The sequence below is a fragment of the Serratia plymuthica NBRC 102599 genome (genome assembly GCF_001590925.1).
GTDB lineage: Bacteria > Pseudomonadota > Gammaproteobacteria > Enterobacterales > Enterobacteriaceae > Serratia > Serratia plymuthica.
On sequence record NZ_BCTU01000014.1, the window covers coordinates 90190 to 106018 of the forward strand.

Below are 15829 nucleotides of genomic sequence, written 5' to 3' on the forward strand. Positions count from 1 at the left end.
TCAGCCTTTTACTGCGCCGTTGGTTAATCCGCTGACGATGCGACGCTGGAAGATCAGAACCAGCACGATGATCGGCAGTGTGACGATGACCGAGGCCGCCATGATGGTGCCCCAGGGAAGTTCGAACTGAGAGGCGCCCTGCAGCATGCCGATCGCCACCGGCACGGTACGCTTGCCGCTGGAGATGACAAACGTCAGGGCGAACATGAATTCATTCCAGGCGCCGATAAACGCCAGCAGCCCGGTGGTCACCAACGACGGCCCCATGATGGGCGCGAAGATGCGGGTAATGATGGTCCAGGTGTTGGCGCCGTCGACGATTGCCGCCTCTTCCAGTTCCGCCGGGATCGCCTTCATAAAGGTGGTCAGCACCCAGACGGTAAACGGCAGAGAAAATGTGGTGTAGGACAGCACCAATGCGCCCAGCGAATCGTACAACCCCATAAAACGCACCAGTTCGAACATGCCGGACAGCACCGCCACCTGGGGGAACATCGAGACGCACAAAATGGTGAACAGCAGATATTTGCGGCCGCGAAAACTGATGCGCGCCAGAGCGAAAGCGGCGGTAATCGACACCAGTAGACAGATACCCACCGTCAGCGTTGCCACGACGATCGAGTTAAACAAGCTGCGAGCGATGCCGTTATCCATCAACGCCGTCAGGTAATTGCCCCAGTGCGGCGCACCCGGCAGGTAAGCGACCTGGAACAGGCTGCCCCCCGAACGCAGCGAGGTGATCAGCGCGTAGTAAAAGGGAAACAAACAGATGACGCTGGCCAGCGCGGCACCGGCAAAAATCAGCGCCTTATGGCCGTATTTGTGTTGTTGGCGAGTCAGTTTCATGCGCGTTTCTCCTTGTCATTCAGGCGGCCCAGCGTGAGGAAACAGGCGGCGATACCGGCCACCATCATGAACACCAGCACCGAAGCGGCCGAGCCGGAGCCCATTTCCTGATAGCTGACCATGCGGTCGCGGGCATAACCGGACACCGAGATGGTGGCTTCACTGTTGGAGGTCAACACATAGATCAGGTCGAATACCCGCAGCGCATCCATCACCCGGAAAATCAGCGCGACGATCATCGCCGGCATGATCAGCGGTAACGTGATGCGCCGGAACCGCTGCCAGGCGTTAGCCCCGTCCACCCGTGCGGCTTCGTACAGATCGCCCGGGATAAGCTGCAACGCGGCCAGCAGCATCAGCGCCATAAACGGCGTGGTTTTCCAGACGTCCGCAATCACCACCGCCCACATCGACAACCCCGGCTCCGCGACCCAGGCCAGCGGCGCGTCGATAATCCCCGACTTGAGCAGCAAATCGTTCACCACGCCGTACTGATCGTGGAACATCCAGCCCCACATCTTGGCGGAGACAATGGTCGGAATCGCCCAGGGCACCAAAATGGCGGTGCGCACCAGGCCCTGGCCGCGAAATTTCTGATTCATCAGCAGCGCCAGCAACATGCCGAACACCAGTTCCAGCGATACCGACAGCAGGCTGAAACGCAACGTATTGCCCACCGCCTGCCACCACTGCGGATCCGCCAGTACGCCGTATGAGTGGCCACTCCCGGTCAGATCCAGATAGTTGGCGAAGCCGACAAAGCGGTATTCATCCGGCGCATCCAGCATGGCGTCGGTAAAGCTGTAAAACAGGGTGCGCAGCAGCGGCCAGCCGGCAACCGCCGCCAGCAGCAACATTGCCGGCGCCACCAACAGCCAGGCGATGCGGCTACGGCGCTGCCGATGATTAAGCTTGCTGCGCCTGACCGACTGCACTGCCGCCGGGGCGGGCGTGGCCGTCAGGGTTAACCTGTGTGTATCGCGTTTCATGCATCAGACTCCGGGCCGTTAATGGGGGGAATTGCACTGCCTTCAACGCCATCCTCTGGCTTTAATCCGCTCCAGCCGCTGCTGTAAATCCGCCACCGCGGTGACACCGTCACTGTCACCGCGCAACACATTGAAAGTGGCGTTGTAGATGGCTTTCGAGACCTGCGCATACTGTCTTTTGGTCTGCGTCGCCGGGCGCGGCATCGCCTGCGAGAAAATGCCCTTGAAATCCGACAGATAAGGCGCCTGCGCCAACACCTTGGGATCGTCATACAGCTCGGTCCGCGACGGCGCCCAGCCCATCAGCGCCAGCGCCCTTTTCTGCGATTCGGCGTCGCTGACGATTTTCAGCAGCGCTATCGCCGCCGTGGGGTTTTTGGTGTAGGCGCTGATCGCCCACTGCCAACCCCCCAGCGCGCTGACCGATTTGCCGTCCGCGCCCTTTGGCAGCGGCAGCACGCCGATCTTGCCTTTGATTGCGCTGCTGTTGTCCTGCGCCAGCACATAGGCGTAGGGCCAGTTGCGCATAAACAGCGCGTCGCCGTTCTGGAACACCGCGCGGGACTCTTCCTCCATGTAACCCAGCACGCCCTTCGGCGAGATAGTGCCGATCCAGCCGGCAGCCCTGTTCAACGCCTGCGCCGCCTGCGGGTTATTGATGGTGATGTTGCCGTTGGCGTCGATAAATCCTCCGCCGTTCTGCGAGGCCACCCATTCCAGCGCGTTGCAGGTCAGCCCTTCGTAGGATTTACCCTGGAACACCAGGCCCCAGAAGTTCTTATGGCCCGCCTGCCGTTCACCCTGCTGAATGCGGGTAGCGATGCGCGTCAGTTCATCCCAGGTGACCGGCGGCTGTTCACCGTACTTTGCCAACAGATCTTTGCGGTAATAGAGCGCCCCGGTGTCCAGATAAGCAGGAACCGCCTTGACCCGCCCATTGACTACGTTGTTCTGCCAGGCGGCGGGGAAAAAATCCTGCCTGATATCGCTCACGCTGTCGGTCAGATCCAACAGGTGCTTGTTCAGCACGCCGATCCACACGGTATCGGCCTGAAACAAATCAATGGCGCTGGAATCCTTGGCGGCAAACAGCTGCTGAAACAGCGATAGCTTTTCGTCGGAGGCGCGGGGAAGATCGATAAACTCCAGGGTATGGCCAGTCTGAGCCTCAAAGCGCTGCTTAATCTCATTGCAGAACTGACGGCCCTCTTTGCTGGGCGCGCATTCCATCCGCAAGGTATCGGCCAACGCCTGGCCGGACATCAGCGCCAGCGCGGTGGCGACCATACTCGGTATCAATCTTCTCATTGCGTCCTCTCTGGTGGCGGCTGGGAATACCGGCATAGGAGCAAACTATCGAAGGCGGGCTATTGGCGGAAATCGTTTTTCACCGCTAAGATATAGAAACTTTCTATACCAATAGCGGAAAACATGATCGTGGACAAAATTCTGCGGCAGTTTATCGAAGTAGCGATGTTCAAAAATGTGAGTCATGCAGCAAACAAGCTTTGCCTGAGCCAACCGACGCTGACCCACAACATGAAGAAACTGGAAGAGAACCTGGGGGTGCAACTGCTGGAGCGCACCTCAACCGGGGTTAACACCACCGAATACGGCGATCTGCTGCTGGAACAGGCGCAGATGATGCAGCGCATTTATGACAACACGCTGATCAAACTGGCGTTCATCAAGGCACGCCAGGAACAGAGCCTGCGCATGGGCACCGGCCACGCCTGGTGGTATATGTTCGTGCGCGACAGCTTTAATGCCTACCGCAGCCTGCACTCTACGGTGAATATTCATATCGATCTGGGTAACCACCTGCGCCTGATGGATCTGCTGCTGGGCGGGGATATCGATATGTTTATCGGTCATGAAATTCAGGGGTTGAACCCCAAGGCCGGCATCAGTTTTTTGCCGCTGTTCAGCACCACCGACAGCATGTTCGTCCGCAGCGGGCATCCACTGGCAGGCCGGCAGGTTGGGCCGGACGAATTATTGGATTACCCTTGCGTGGAACTGACGCCGGATGAAAGCCGCTATCAACATATGGTGGAAGACATGCAGCCGAAGAAAATGGCGCGTAACCGGCTGCATTTGGCGGAACGGGTGATTTGCTCGACTAACTCGATGATGTCGGCAGTGGACATGATCAACGATTCTGACGCGGTGATGCTGGCTTATCCCACCTGCATGGCGGGTTATTTCGCCGACTACGGCATTGTACCGCTGAAAACGACGCAGGAAAGCCTGCGTTGCACGGTGGGCATTTACCTGATGCGCGAAAAGGCGGATGCGCCCCACGTGGTGCAGATGCAGGCGTTAATGCATCAACATCTGGAGCAGATCCGCCCTCTGTTGCTGTAGTTATTTCTCGCCGGTCACTGCGATCAACGCCTGATACAAGGGCCGGGCGTTGCCTGGCCCCACCACCAGTTGAAACTCGGGGGTATGGCGCGACGTTTCCACCTCCAGCAACGCCTTAACCCCATCCAGAGCCTCCATCCCCGGCCGATCCAAGCGGCTGCCATCGCGCAGTTCCGCCCTGATGCGGCTGGCGCAGTATCGCAGTTTGATCAGATTCTCCGCCCCGCCGAATGCCGCCAACACCGATGCCGCCAGCTCATGCTTTTCCATTTTGCCTCCTGAGAGAGTTTGCCACATGCCGCTGCAGCATAGGGCCGGTCGCCGGGCAAAGTGAAATTGATTTCGGCCGGAAGGATATAGAGTGAATCTATGGCGGACAAAAAAACGGCAATCATTGATATCCCTGCGCCACCGGCAGCGCTATGGTAGGCCCTGAGTTCACAGAATAACCAGGGACCGCAGATGAACCGATTAATCTGGGCTATCGTTATATCATTACTGATCGTTTGCATGCTGCTGTACATAATGACCGGCGCCAAGGTCTGAAGCCCCGACACGACGATCAAAAAGGCTATCCGCGGTAATGCACGGCAGTGAGATTGCTCGAGGAGAGTGAAATGAAAGCGATAATCCCTGCGCTGTTGATTTTTGTCCTTTCCGGTTGTATTGGCAGAGGCGGCCCACAGGACGTGCCGCCACCGCCGGTACATAATGATCCGCAGACCTGCAACAACTCATCCGCCAGTGCCAACAGCGGCTGTTCGCAATCGGTAGTGCCGGCGATGCACTAATCGGCGGACTGGCGGGCCACCGAGAAACGCGCCGGCCCGCCGCCCTCCGGCAAAGGTTAAGAAGACTGCTCTTCTTCGTTGGCCAGATTCTTCGCCTGCTGTTTCATAAACACCACTTCCTGCGGGCTGGACATATTGACCCGCTGCGCGCGCAGCAGTTTAAGAATATTAAACAGCAATTCGCTTTTGGTGGCGCCGACCATGCGCGGGCTGGCAACGTAGCCGGTTACGCTGAGGATGATGCCTTCAGGGCCGAGCTGGCTGAAACGGACATAAGGCGCCGGCGTTTCCTGAATCGCGTCATAATCCTGATAGGCGCTCAGCAGAATATTGCGCACCTGCTCAGGATCGATATCCGTCGGGAAGGTCAACGCAATGGTCACCACGCCCTGGGCGTTGCCCATGGTGGCGTTACGTACGTTCTGCGAGATCAGCTGCGAGTTGGGCACGATCATCGTCGAACGATCGCTGAGTTGGATTTCGGTGGCGCGGATGTTAATCCGGCGCACGTCACCCTCTACGCCGCCGATGCCGATCATATCGCCGACTTTCACCGGCCGTTCCGTCAGCAGGATCATGCCGGAAATAAAGTTCTTCACGATCTCCTGCAAGCCAAAACCGATACCGACCGACAACGCACTGACAATCCACGCCAGGTTACTCCACTGGATGCCCAGCGCCGCCAGGGTAATCAGGATCAGCAGCACATAGCCCACGTTGCTGAACAGCGTGACCAAGGATGCACGGATGCCAATATCTGAAATGGTTTTCGGCAGCAGTTCATGGCTCAGCCAACGCTGGGTCACCCGCATGATATAGATGCCGATGGCCAGGCATATCACCGCGTTGATCAGGTTGCCGGGCACGATGTTCAAGCTCTTCAACCCTTCGCCACTCAGAATGGCGATAATCTTGTCCAACAGCGAGTTAGGCGTGGTGGTGCCGAAGGTGCCGTTAAACAGCGCGACAATCATCAGTAACAGCAAAGAACATTTGGCGACGGCGGTAAGAATAATCGCCATCTGCTCCAGGTGACGGTCCTTGAAGTTAAAGGATTTCTTGAGCATTTTGCCGCTGGCGGTTTGCGGCGAGAAAATCGCGCCGCACAGATCGACGGCAAACAGCAGCAGGAAATAGAACGCCATCAGCACCAGAGCGATCCAGATCACCTGATAGGTCAGGAAACGGGCGAAAGCGATATAGCCAATCAGCAGCGAGAGCAGGATGACCAGCGAGCCCACCAACGTGCCCATGTGCAGCAACCCGCTGATGGTGGAGCGTTTCTCGACGTGTTCGCCCTGCTGTTCCAGATTGCGGCGGATGCGTTGGGCGCGCAGCGGCATCGCCAGCAGCACCATGCCGATCAACCCGGCCACCAGGCCATTGCCGAAAATGGTCGCGGCCAGGCTGGCGCTCACCACGTTATTGATCTGTTCAACGGTGCCGAACGCCAGCGCCAACCCCGCCAGCAACGGCGAGAAGAAACGCAGGCCGGAGGCGACGGCGTCGTCCAGCGAGGCCAAACGCCATGACGGGCGGTTAAGCGAAAGCGTGGCGCGGCCCAGTCCGGCGATCAGCGCGCAGAAGATCCCCAGCCGATTAAACCCCTCGGCGAAATCCTCCAGCATGGCCGGCAGCGGCTGCACGCGGGTAAAGGTGAGATACAGCAGATTCAGCGCGATGCCGGTGGTGATGACCGTGACGCTGACGATCGCCATCGCCATAAAACTGCGGCGCAAACGCCCGTCCGGCAGATAACGAATGCTCACCCAGGCCAGGAAACGCTCGGATAAATAACGCCCCCATGACCAGATAACGACCGCCAATAACAGCAGGCCAAGGGTGCCGTAGCGCCACTCCTCCTGCCAACTGGCATCCCACGCCTCTTTCATGGCGACATGGAACTGATCCAGCCGCTGTGCGTCATCGGCCGTAGGTTCCGCGATCGGCGACCAGAACTTGGCGCCCAACACGCTGCCGGTATTTAGCGCCAACTGGGTTTTGAATGCCACACGACGCATATCGCCGATTTGCTGCCCCAGATCGAGCACGCCGGTTCTCATCTCCTGCGCGCGTTTTACCGCATCATCCAGCTGCTTCTTGCTGTTGTTCAACGCGTTGCGCTGTTGTACCACGGCAGCGGTTTCAGGCATCGAACCGGCGGCGGGTTGCGGTCCCAGGACGTCCAACTGCCCCTGCAGCTTTTCCTGCGCCGGTTGCAGATCGGTTGCCAGTTTTTCCAGACCCGCAGCCAGCTCGTCGGTGGTCTGCCTCAGCTTACTGAGCTGGTTATCTGTGCTGGCCTTGGAGACCTGCTGTTTGATGCTGTCCAACTGCTTTTGGTAGTTTTTCAGCGCGGCGGCGGCATCCGGCGCGCTGATGGCAACAGGGTCATCCTCTGCGGCGACGCTGGTCAACGGCGTCAACTGCAACCCAAACAGCAGGAACAGAAAAAGAAGGATCTGACGGGGTTTTAACATAAATTCAGTGCTCGGCAATGGCATGATAAACAGACGAAACAAACGGGCCGGTATTGACTATTTACCGGCCCGTTTGGTTAAGAATAAACTGGGATTATGATAGCTGCTTAATCTCAGCTTAAATATCAGTATTATTCCCATTCAGCAAGATTATTCCTACTGCTGCATCGCCGCGAACGGCACGACCGGAAATCTGGCCGCTTTTGGTCGTTAGCCTACTGATAACCTGAGTTATTGGGCAGTGGCGCATCCTGAAGAATACCCCTATACTCAGCTCACCTATTAACCAACATTATAAAAGGAGGATTACTATGCCGATGTGTGAATTGTTTTTTTACTCACACTTCTATAGTAATTGCCGCTGCTCAAGCATTACCGGTATCGTGCTGCGATAACCCAGGCTTGAGCGAAGCTTACTAAAAATTGAGTCCCTTCCCTCCGGCTTACCGGGTTGTCGTCAGCGATGTTTGACGATAGGCATTTGCATGCCTGTAACTCTTGAGTAAGCAATGAGCACATTATTATCTGCACAATCCGTCGGTTACGACAACGCGTTCGGCCCACTGCTGGCTGAGGTTTCCTTCAGCCTGAAAAAAGGCGATCGCATCGGTTTAATCGGCCACAACGGCTGCGGCAAAAGCACCCTGCTTAAAATCCTCGGCGGCGCTCTGCCCGCCAGTACCGGCAGCGTTACCCTCTCTCACCAATGCCTGATGGCGCGAGTGGAACAACATCTTCCCCCCGAACTGCACGGCTGCACTCTGCTGGAGGCGGTCCTGGCGCGCCTGCCGGAAAATCTGCGCGTCAGCGAAAGTTGGCAGGCGGAAGTCCTGCTGACCAGCCTGGGGTTTGCCGCGTCCTCCTGGACACTGACCGCCGGCACCCTGAGCGGCGGCCAGCATACCCGCCTGCTGCTGGCGCGCGCGCTGATCCGCCGGCCGGACCTGCTGTTGCTGGATGAACCCAGCAACCATCTGGATCTGCCGACGCTGTTGTGGCTGGAGCGGTTCCTGCAAAACTGGTCGGGCAGCTTCGTGCTGGTTTCCCACGACCGCTACCTGCTGGATAAGGTGACCAACTGTACCTGGATCCTGCGCGACAAAACCTTGCAGTTCTTCCGCTTGCCCTGCTCTGCGGCGCGTCAGGCGCTGGTGGAGAAGGACGCGGCAGATGCGCATCGCCGCCATGCGGAGCAAAAGGAGATCGAACGGGTGGAAAAAAGCGCCCAGCGGCTGGCGATTTGGGGACGGGTGTACGACAACGAGGATCTGGCCCGCAAGGCCAAACAGATGGAAAAACGGGTCGACCGTCTGAAAGAAGATCAAACCCAGCTGACGGCCGCTACCCAATGGCGGCTCCGGCTGCGGGGTGAAGCCCTGGACGCCGATCGCCTGTTGGCTCTGCCAGAGCTGGATGTACGCCCGGCAGCCGATGCGCCGGTGCTGTTTCGCCTGGCGCACCTGCGGGTGAAAAGCGGCGATCGCATCGCCATCGTTGGCCGTAACGGCTGCGGCAAATCCTCGCTGTTGCGGCATCTGTGGCGGGAATACCAAAGCGTCGTTTCCGGTGAGGTGGTATTCCACCCCAGGGTGCGTATCGGGTATTACGATCAGAGCCTTCAGCAGTTGCAGGATGGCGATACGTTGAACGAGGCGTTGACGCACTTCGCTCCGCTGACCGAAGAGCAGCGCAAAATGGCGCTGATTGGCGCCGGTTTCCCTTACCTGCGCCATCAGCAGCGGATCAGCACCCTGAGCGGCGGCGAGCGTTCGCGCCTGCTGTTTGTCGGCCTGACGCTGGCCAACCATTCGCTGTTGCTGCTCGACGAGCCGACCAACCATCTGGACATGGAAGGCAAGGAGGAGCTGGCGGAAACCCTGCGCGAGTTTGCAGGCGCGGTGATGCTGGTCACTCACGACCGGATGTTGATAGAAAACAGCTGTAACCGCTTCTGGCTGATTGACCATCAACGGTTGGAAGAGTGGCAGGATCTGGAACCGGTCTATACCCGGCTGGCGGAAGAGCCCGGCGCCGAGCCACAAGCGGCCAGACAAACCGCCTCCGGCGACAGCGAGGGGTTACACCATGACGAAGAGCGGCTGCTGGCCTGCTTGTTCGAACTCGAGGCTAAACTGCAGGAGGATTTGGCGCGTAAAACCAGGCACCAGAAACCGGCGTTGCAACAGCAATGGCGCAATGAAATTGCTGAAATCACCGTTCGGCTGAAGCTGGACTGACCTTCACAGGCCGCCTGTTTTGGCGGCCTTTCTATTACCCCCGGTGCAGATTTGCCGGGCGAGCTTGATCAAATCCAGACATCGTTGACCGCAGTACGTTCTCCCCGCTCATCACCGGTGTTCAACACGCCGCGAGGTTCGATAAGCATCAGTTGGGTTTCGATCTCGGCAGAGGTTTTGTGTTCAATGCCGCGCGGGACCACATACATCTCACCCGTATTGACCAGCACATGACCATCGCGAAAATCAATGCGCAAAACGCCAGCCAACACGATAAGGGTTTCATCGGTTTCGGCATGCGTATGCCAGACGAAGTCACCGTGAATTCTGACCACTTTAAACTGGTAGTCATTCATCTCGGCAATGACTTTCGGCTGCCATTGTTCAGAAAACAGAGAGAGTTTATGAGCGAAATTAATAGGTTGATACATTTTCAGGCTCCTTGGTTAACAGGAGCCCAGCATAGTTGACCCGGCGGGCGGCAATCTTGAATGATTGTGCAACTTCGCGATTAACCTCCGTTGATAAACTTCAGCCAGCGGCCAGGAGAAACGCCAAAATTGCTGACAAATTGGCGCGTCATGTGGCTTTGATCCGCAAATCCCACATCGATTGAAATATCTGCCAGATTATGGCCCGCCAACATCCGCCGTCTGCAATGTTCAAGACGACGCATAGTGACGTAGCGGTAGGGGCTGGTGCCAAACAGCGCCCGAAAATCCCGGCTCAGGCTCCAGCGATCTCGGCCGCTGACCAAAGAAAGCTCATCCAGGGTAATATTTTTATCGAAACAGGAATGGATATATTCCCTTGCCCTTTCAGCCGCCTGGTAGTCAAACGCCCGCCGCTGATAACGTTGCCCCCCGGCAGCGGCAAGGGTTTGCGCCAGGTCATAAAGTGCATCCTCTTCCTCAAGCGTTTCAAACGGATCCTCCATAGCCCTGAGCAGGGGTTGAGCCGCAGCAAAGAGTCTTGGGTCATCGGAAAGACCGCCCGGAATAAAGGGCAACGGCTTGCCGCCGAGTATCTTTTGGATTAATGCAGGCTCGATATAAACCATGCGGTATTGAAATCCCTCCTCCGTACCCGCCTCTCCGTCATGGACCTCATCCGGATGCAATACCAGGGTGCCGCCGGGCAGGCTATGGCGCCTGCCGCCACGATAGTTGAAACTTTGCACACCGGACAACGTGCGGCCAATGGCGTAGGTGTCGTGGCGATGGAGCTCATAACCGTGGCCACCGAAAAAGGCTTCGATACGCTCAATTTGCATGGGGGACCGGGCCGGTTTAACCCAGTCTTGCAGGTCTTTATTTCGTGACATGGGGAGGTACCTGCGTCTGTCGAGACAACGAGACTCTATTGATAATCGTTAAAGCTCGCGTTGGCTAGTGGTCCCCGTTAAAAATGACCATTTAAGACAACGACAATCGAAATATCGGCATTGACGGCGTTGGGGAAAAGCATTGTGCCGTAATCGCTATCTTTCCTGTCTATTGGAGCCAAGTATTGTCGCCGCATTTTATTTATCATGGGACTAAGCACGCTGGGATATTGGCCCTGATATTGAACATTCCGCGAGGAGAAAAACATGGCTACTGGTATTGGCGGCTGTACGCCACAACAGGCCTTGGAACAGTTGCAACCGTTAACGGACAATCCGCCTGCAATCGCCAGCGGCGAGTATCGACAACGCATTCAGCACGCACAGCGTCTGATGCGCGAAAACGACATTGATGCCTGCTATATCAATGCCGGCAACAATCTACTTTATTTTACCGGTACCTCTTGGTCGCCCAGCGAACGTATGGTGGGTGCAGTGATCCCGGCCGAAGGTGAAATCGCTTATATTGCGCCCTGGTTTGAAATAGGTACCTTCAAAGATGCGCAAGTCATCGAAGCCGAAATATTTAGCTGGCATGAGGAGGAAGACCCCTACCAGCTGTTTTTCACCTTGCTGGCATCTCGCGGGCTGACGGGTGCGGGCAGGCCGCGCAAGGTGGCGATTTGCGAAACGGCTTCGGTAACGCTGTTCCTCGGCCTGCAGCAGTACGCCGGCGATATTGAACTGATCGGCGCACAAGCCGTCACCGGTCACTGCCGCAGCCGTAAATCACCGACGGAAATCGCACTGATGCAGACTGCTAATAACATTACCTTGAGAGTACAGCAGGCGGCAGCCAGCATTTTGCACCCAGGTATCACCGCCAGCGAACTCATCAATTTCGTTGATAAAGCCCACCGCAAAATGGGCACCACCGGCTCTTACTTCTGTATTGCACTCTTCGGATCCGACAGCGCGTTTCCACATGGCGTGAAAGAACCCAAGCCTCTGCGGGACAACGATATCGTGCTACTGGATACCGGTTGCCGATATAAGGGATATTTGTCTGATATCACCCGTACTTATGTGTACGGCGAACCCAGCGCGCGACAACGTTTCGCCTGGCAAGCCGAGCATGAGGCACAGGCTGCGGCATTTTCTGTTATCGCGCCTGGCGTGCCCTGTCATAAAGTGGATGACGCGGCACGCCAAGTCCTGGCCTCTTATGGCTTCGGACCGGATTATCAGTTGCCTGGCTTGCCGCATCGCACCGGACACGGTATCGGGCTGGACATTCATGAAGCACCGTATCTGGTCCGCAAACGGCAGGAACAGCTCGATGTTGGCATGTGTGCCAGCATCGAACCCATGCTATGTCTACCTGGCGAGTTCGGTATCCGCCTTGAGGATCATTTTTACGTTACTGAAGGCGGAGCACACTGGTTTACCCCGCCGGCAAAATCCCTGGATGATCCTTTCGATCTAGCATCCTGAACCCCTTTCATGGCGGCCACCCACGGTCGCCGCATGCAGGCTCACAAAGCGGGTTTGATCGGTTCCACGTGCCCCACTGCCCGCGAAATGGTGGGGTACAGTGCCCGCAGTTGGCGTTCTATGTGGTCCACCGCGTCGTGAGCCGCCACAATGGACGCGGCCGGCGATACCCGGCAATGAAAATTGACGATAATGCCATCTGCCGTTTTCCGCGCCCGGATGTTATGTACGTCCTGCACCATTTCCCCCTTTTCCACCGCAATTCGCAAGATCTGGCGGATATTAGCCAGTTCATCCGGCTCTACGTCCTCACTGGCGATCCAATGAGGCATCTGCGGTTCAAGGTGAGTTTCGATTTCGGTGTCTTCGCCGATAGCCTGGCGCAAAAGGTTTTCAATCTCGCTGGCGATATCATGCGCCTGCGCCACGCTGGCGCTGGCCGGCACCGCCAGATCCATGCTGATCGACATGCGTTCCGGCAACTGCTGCAACGCCACATTTTGCACCACCGCACCGTGGTTGGCGGCAATCACCCGGATGCGGGTCGCCATGTCTTCATCGCTGCGGGTTTGCGGGTTGGCAATCACCGTGGCTTCGGCGTGGGCATACTGCCGCTCCAACCGCTCGGCGATGGACTGTTTCAGCGCGTTGATGCGCTCCAGTGGCAAGGTGCGGCAGACGGCGACGGTCACCTCGATAAACAGGGCCGCACCGGCGTTGCGAATGCGGATATTCTCGGTCGCCAATATCGCCGGAAAACTGTCCAGCAACGTGCTGATCTCCTCTTTGGCACCGGCAGGCGCGGTGTCCATCAGCGAATCGAACGAACGTTTGCCTAACTTCAAGGCAGCGACCACGATAAAACCGGCTACGATCAACGCCGCAATCGCATCTGCGCGGGTGAACCCCAGCAACACGAATACCATCCCCAGCAGCACCACGGCGGAGGACAACATATCGGAGAAGAAGTGCAGCGCGTCGGCTTCCAACGCCGCGCTGTCGGTGGCTTTCGCCACTCGATTCAGCGCCTTGACGCGGAAATAGTCGACCACAATCGAGATCAACAGCACGGCAATCACCACCGGCGCGGCGATAATCTCATGCGCCTGCCCCAGCAGGCTGGTGCCGGCCTCGTAAACAATCCAGCCCGCAGCGCCCAACAGCAGCAGCACTTCAAACAACGCCGCCAAATTTTCGACTTTGCCGTGACCAAAATGGTGGTCCTCATCGGCCGGTTTGTCGCTGATACGCACCGCCAGCCAGGTAATGCTGGTGGCGACAAAATCGGTGAAAGAGTGTATCCCTTCGGAAATAAGGCCAATACTGCCGGTAAAAATACCCGCAGCAAATTTACCGGTCGCCAATAACCCACTGGCTATCATCGAGTTTCTGGCCACGGACTGTTTTTCATTTTGCATAGTACGGCTCACATTCGCATTGGAATTTATTTTTTAATTTTTGCAGACAATTGCCAGACAAAAGCAACCAGCAGCATACTACCCGAGAATGTCAGCATTAAACTAGACAGGAATTCTGATTTTCCGGTTGAATAAAAATAAATCTCATTAACACCCACAGAGATCATTAAAATGGCATAAAGCAAACCAAGAATAAAAATAATCATTATCGTTTCACTCGTTAAAACCGCATGCGGCGGTCAGAGTTTTATCGGTATCCTCCCCGTCGTAAATAAAACACTTCGGGGAGGATGCATTCCGGCGGTTCTTCAACGTTCATTAATCATCCCATTTGGTGCTCATATAGGCGGCTAACAGGCCCAGTGAGCTGATGATGCTCAGGAATCCTACAAAAATTGTCATGTTTCCCATTATTATTTCCTCAGTTAACGGTTATCGATAAAAACCTCTTTAATTAAAAAGTGGGTTAAAAGATTATTCATTGCTATTAACGCGCCTCCTTATTGGGTGAGATAAAATGTCCGCTCCGGCAGCGACACGAAGCGGATTTTCGGTTTAAATATGCAGAATGTGCTGGGCAATTTTGAAATAGATAATCAGGCCAGTGCCATCTATAAAGGTGGCGATAAAGGGTGCGGACACCACCGCCGGATCTATCCCAAATTTTTTCAGCAACATAGGGATAATCGAGGACACAATCGCGCTCCAGACGGTGATCGCTACCAGCGACAGGCTAACGACCATCGTCACGTCCATTCCCACCCCCATGATCCACGCGCGAACCCAGGCGGCGACGCCGATAGTGGCGGCTATCAGCAGCGAGGTGGATACCTCTTTGCGGATCACCGAGCCCAGGTTGCGCAGGCTGACTTCGCCAAGCGCCATGGCGCGTACCAGTGTGGAAGTGATCTGCGTACCGCTGTTACCGCCGGTGCCAATCAGCAGCGGGATGAAGAACGCCAGGGCGATCGCCGCCTCCAGTTGGTCTTCAAACGCCTTCAGTACGTTGCCGGTGTAAGCTTCGGCGACGAACAGCATCAGCAACCAAACCGAGCGTTTGCGCCATAACGCCCAAGGGCTGGTTTCCAGATAGGGCTTGTCCAGCGGCAGGCTGGCACCCTGTCGTTGTGCATCCTCGGTGTTTTCATCCTCAATCAGCCGGGCGATTTCTTTTTCCCCCAACACCCCGACCAAGGTTTTATTCACCACCACCGGCACTACGTCCAGCCCGCCCTTGCCCAATAAATGGGCGACGTCATTACGATCGTCGTCGGGCGATACCTGGAAATAGCTGTGGTTAATCATTACCCCAACGGCTTTATCATCCTCCTCGCACTGCAACAGTTTTTTAACCGACAGCGTACCCCGCAATTGATAATCGTTGGCGGTGACAAACAGCTGAGTCGGAATTTCATCCGTTTTAAGTTGTGAAAGAAAGTATTCTTTGGCTTTATTGACCGTCATATTACCGGGAACGGTAATAAAATCGGCGTTCATATAGTTTGCTACCGAGGACTCATCCAGCACTTCAGCATTGGCCAGCGCCGGAGATGAGTAATTTTGATGTGACTTCATCATGTTAGTCCCTATTTCTGTTTAAACTTCAACAGCGAATCGCATAGGGGCGTTAACCACAGAGGGAGTGCAGACAGCCTATCTCCGCGTCCAGGTTTTAGCACTATACAACGTATCTGATTTATTTATCAGAAGTTACCTTGGGCTAAACCTTAATCCGATAAAGCCTGTCTTAACCTTGGGCATCTCTCGATGTCGTCAGATCAGTAACCTGTGTTTGTATAGGAGCCTCGCCAAACGAGATACTGCATATAAACTACGGGAGGCATTATAGCCGCGGTTTTTTTGCGGTGGGCGTAAATCTGGCT

15 protein-coding genes and 1 riboswitch are annotated in these 15829 nt (G+C 56.2%); of the genes, 4 read left to right on the forward strand and 11 right to left on the reverse strand.

Annotated features, from left to right (window positions below; translation table 11 throughout):
* From SPL01S_RS10805 to SPL01S_RS10815, 3 genes are read right to left on the reverse strand one after another with little or no spacing between them, the layout of a single operon-like run.
* Positions 1–846, reverse strand: coding sequence for a carbohydrate ABC transporter permease (locus tag SPL01S_RS10805; RefSeq protein ID WP_006325530.1), 846 nt, complete (start codon positions 844–846; stop codon positions 1–3).
* Entirely contained in the window at positions 843–1835 is a 993-nt protein-coding gene (locus SPL01S_RS10810; RefSeq protein WP_062870934.1) for a carbohydrate ABC transporter permease, read from the reverse strand. The genes SPL01S_RS10805 and SPL01S_RS10810 overlap by 4 nt, the downstream gene beginning before the upstream one ends.
* Positions 1836–1877: 42 nt before the next feature.
* Entirely contained in the window at positions 1878–3143 is a 1266-nt protein-coding gene (locus tag SPL01S_RS10815) for an ABC transporter substrate-binding protein (protein WP_063199608.1), read from the reverse strand.
* A 123-nt stretch (positions 3144–3266) separates the two neighbouring features.
* On the opposite strand from SPL01S_RS10815, the gene SPL01S_RS10820 reads away from it, so the two are divergent.
* Positions 3267–4202, forward strand: a complete 936-nt coding sequence (locus SPL01S_RS10820; RefSeq protein WP_006318272.1) for a LysR family transcriptional regulator — start codon at positions 3267–3269, stop codon at positions 4200–4202.
* Here the strand turns inward: SPL01S_RS10820 and SPL01S_RS10825 are convergent, their stop codons facing one another.
* Positions 4203–4472: a PTS sugar transporter subunit IIB gene (locus tag SPL01S_RS10825; protein WP_063199612.1), complete on the reverse strand. Its 270-nt coding sequence runs from the start codon at positions 4470–4472 to the stop codon at positions 4203–4205.
* Between the two features lie 347 nt (positions 4473–4819).
* Between SPL01S_RS10825 and SPL01S_RS25470 the strand changes: the two genes are divergently transcribed.
* Positions 4820–4993 carry a hypothetical protein gene (locus SPL01S_RS25470; RefSeq protein ID WP_169800857.1) on the forward strand — a complete coding sequence of 58 codons (174 nt, stop codon included), beginning with the start codon at positions 4820–4822 and terminating at the stop codon, positions 4991–4993.
* A 56-nt stretch (positions 4994–5049) separates the two neighbouring features.
* Here SPL01S_RS25470 and SPL01S_RS10830 read toward each other — a convergent pair whose 3' ends face one another.
* A complete protein-coding gene (locus tag SPL01S_RS10830) occupies positions 5050–7473 on the reverse strand; it encodes a DUF3772 domain-containing protein (RefSeq protein WP_081113153.1) in 2424 nt (807 codons plus the stop codon).
* Between the two features lie 509 nt (positions 7474–7982).
* Between SPL01S_RS10830 and SPL01S_RS10835 the strand changes: the two genes are divergently transcribed.
* Positions 7983–9710 (forward strand): ABC-F family ATP-binding cassette domain-containing protein, encoded by a 1728-nt coding sequence (locus SPL01S_RS10835; RefSeq protein WP_063199617.1) that lies wholly within the window; start codon positions 7983–7985, stop codon positions 9708–9710.
* A 68-nt stretch (positions 9711–9778) separates the two neighbouring features.
* Here the strand turns inward: SPL01S_RS10835 and SPL01S_RS10840 are convergent, their stop codons facing one another.
* Both SPL01S_RS10840 and SPL01S_RS10845 read right to left on the reverse strand, forming a co-directional pair.
* A complete protein-coding gene (locus SPL01S_RS10840) occupies positions 9779–10141 on the reverse strand; it encodes a cupin domain-containing protein (protein WP_063199622.1) in 363 nt (120 codons plus the stop codon).
* A gap of 80 nt (positions 10142–10221) precedes the next feature.
* On the reverse strand, positions 10222–11034 hold the full coding sequence (locus SPL01S_RS10845) for an AraC family transcriptional regulator (protein ID WP_063199625.1): 813 nt from the start codon (positions 11032–11034) through the stop codon (positions 10222–10224).
* 267 nt (positions 11035–11301) lie between these two features.
* Here SPL01S_RS10845 and SPL01S_RS10850 point away from each other — a divergent pair, with 267 nt between their 5' ends.
* Positions 11302–12528, forward strand: coding sequence for a M24 family metallopeptidase (locus SPL01S_RS10850; protein ID WP_063199628.1), 1227 nt, complete (start codon positions 11302–11304; stop codon positions 12526–12528).
* A gap of 41 nt (positions 12529–12569) precedes the next feature.
* Here the strand turns inward: SPL01S_RS10850 and SPL01S_RS10855 are convergent, their stop codons facing one another.
* From SPL01S_RS10855 to SPL01S_RS10865, 4 genes are all read right to left on the reverse strand, one after another.
* The gene (locus SPL01S_RS10855; protein ID WP_063199632.1) at positions 12570–13946 is read right to left on the reverse strand and encodes a cation diffusion facilitator family transporter; all 1377 of its coding nucleotides are present in this window, start codon (positions 13944–13946) and stop codon (positions 12570–12572) included.
* A gap of 26 nt (positions 13947–13972) precedes the next feature.
* A complete protein-coding gene (locus SPL01S_RS25835; protein ID WP_006325553.1) occupies positions 13973–14152 on the reverse strand; it encodes a hypothetical protein in 180 nt (59 codons plus the stop codon).
* 112 nt (positions 14153–14264) lie between these two features.
* Complete coding sequence (gene mgtS / locus SPL01S_RS25225; protein WP_013813036.1) at positions 14265–14357, reverse strand: protein MgtS; 93 nt, start codon at positions 14355–14357, stop codon at positions 14265–14267.
* A 144-nt stretch (positions 14358–14501) separates the two neighbouring features.
* Positions 14502–15524 carry a magnesium transporter gene (locus SPL01S_RS10865; protein WP_062870943.1) on the reverse strand — a complete coding sequence of 341 codons (1023 nt, stop codon included), beginning with the start codon at positions 15522–15524 and terminating at the stop codon, positions 14502–14504.
* A gap of 72 nt (positions 15525–15596) precedes the next feature.
* Positions 15597–15770, reverse strand: a riboswitch (M-box (ykoK) riboswitch).
* Positions 15771–15829 lie beyond the last annotated feature (59 nt).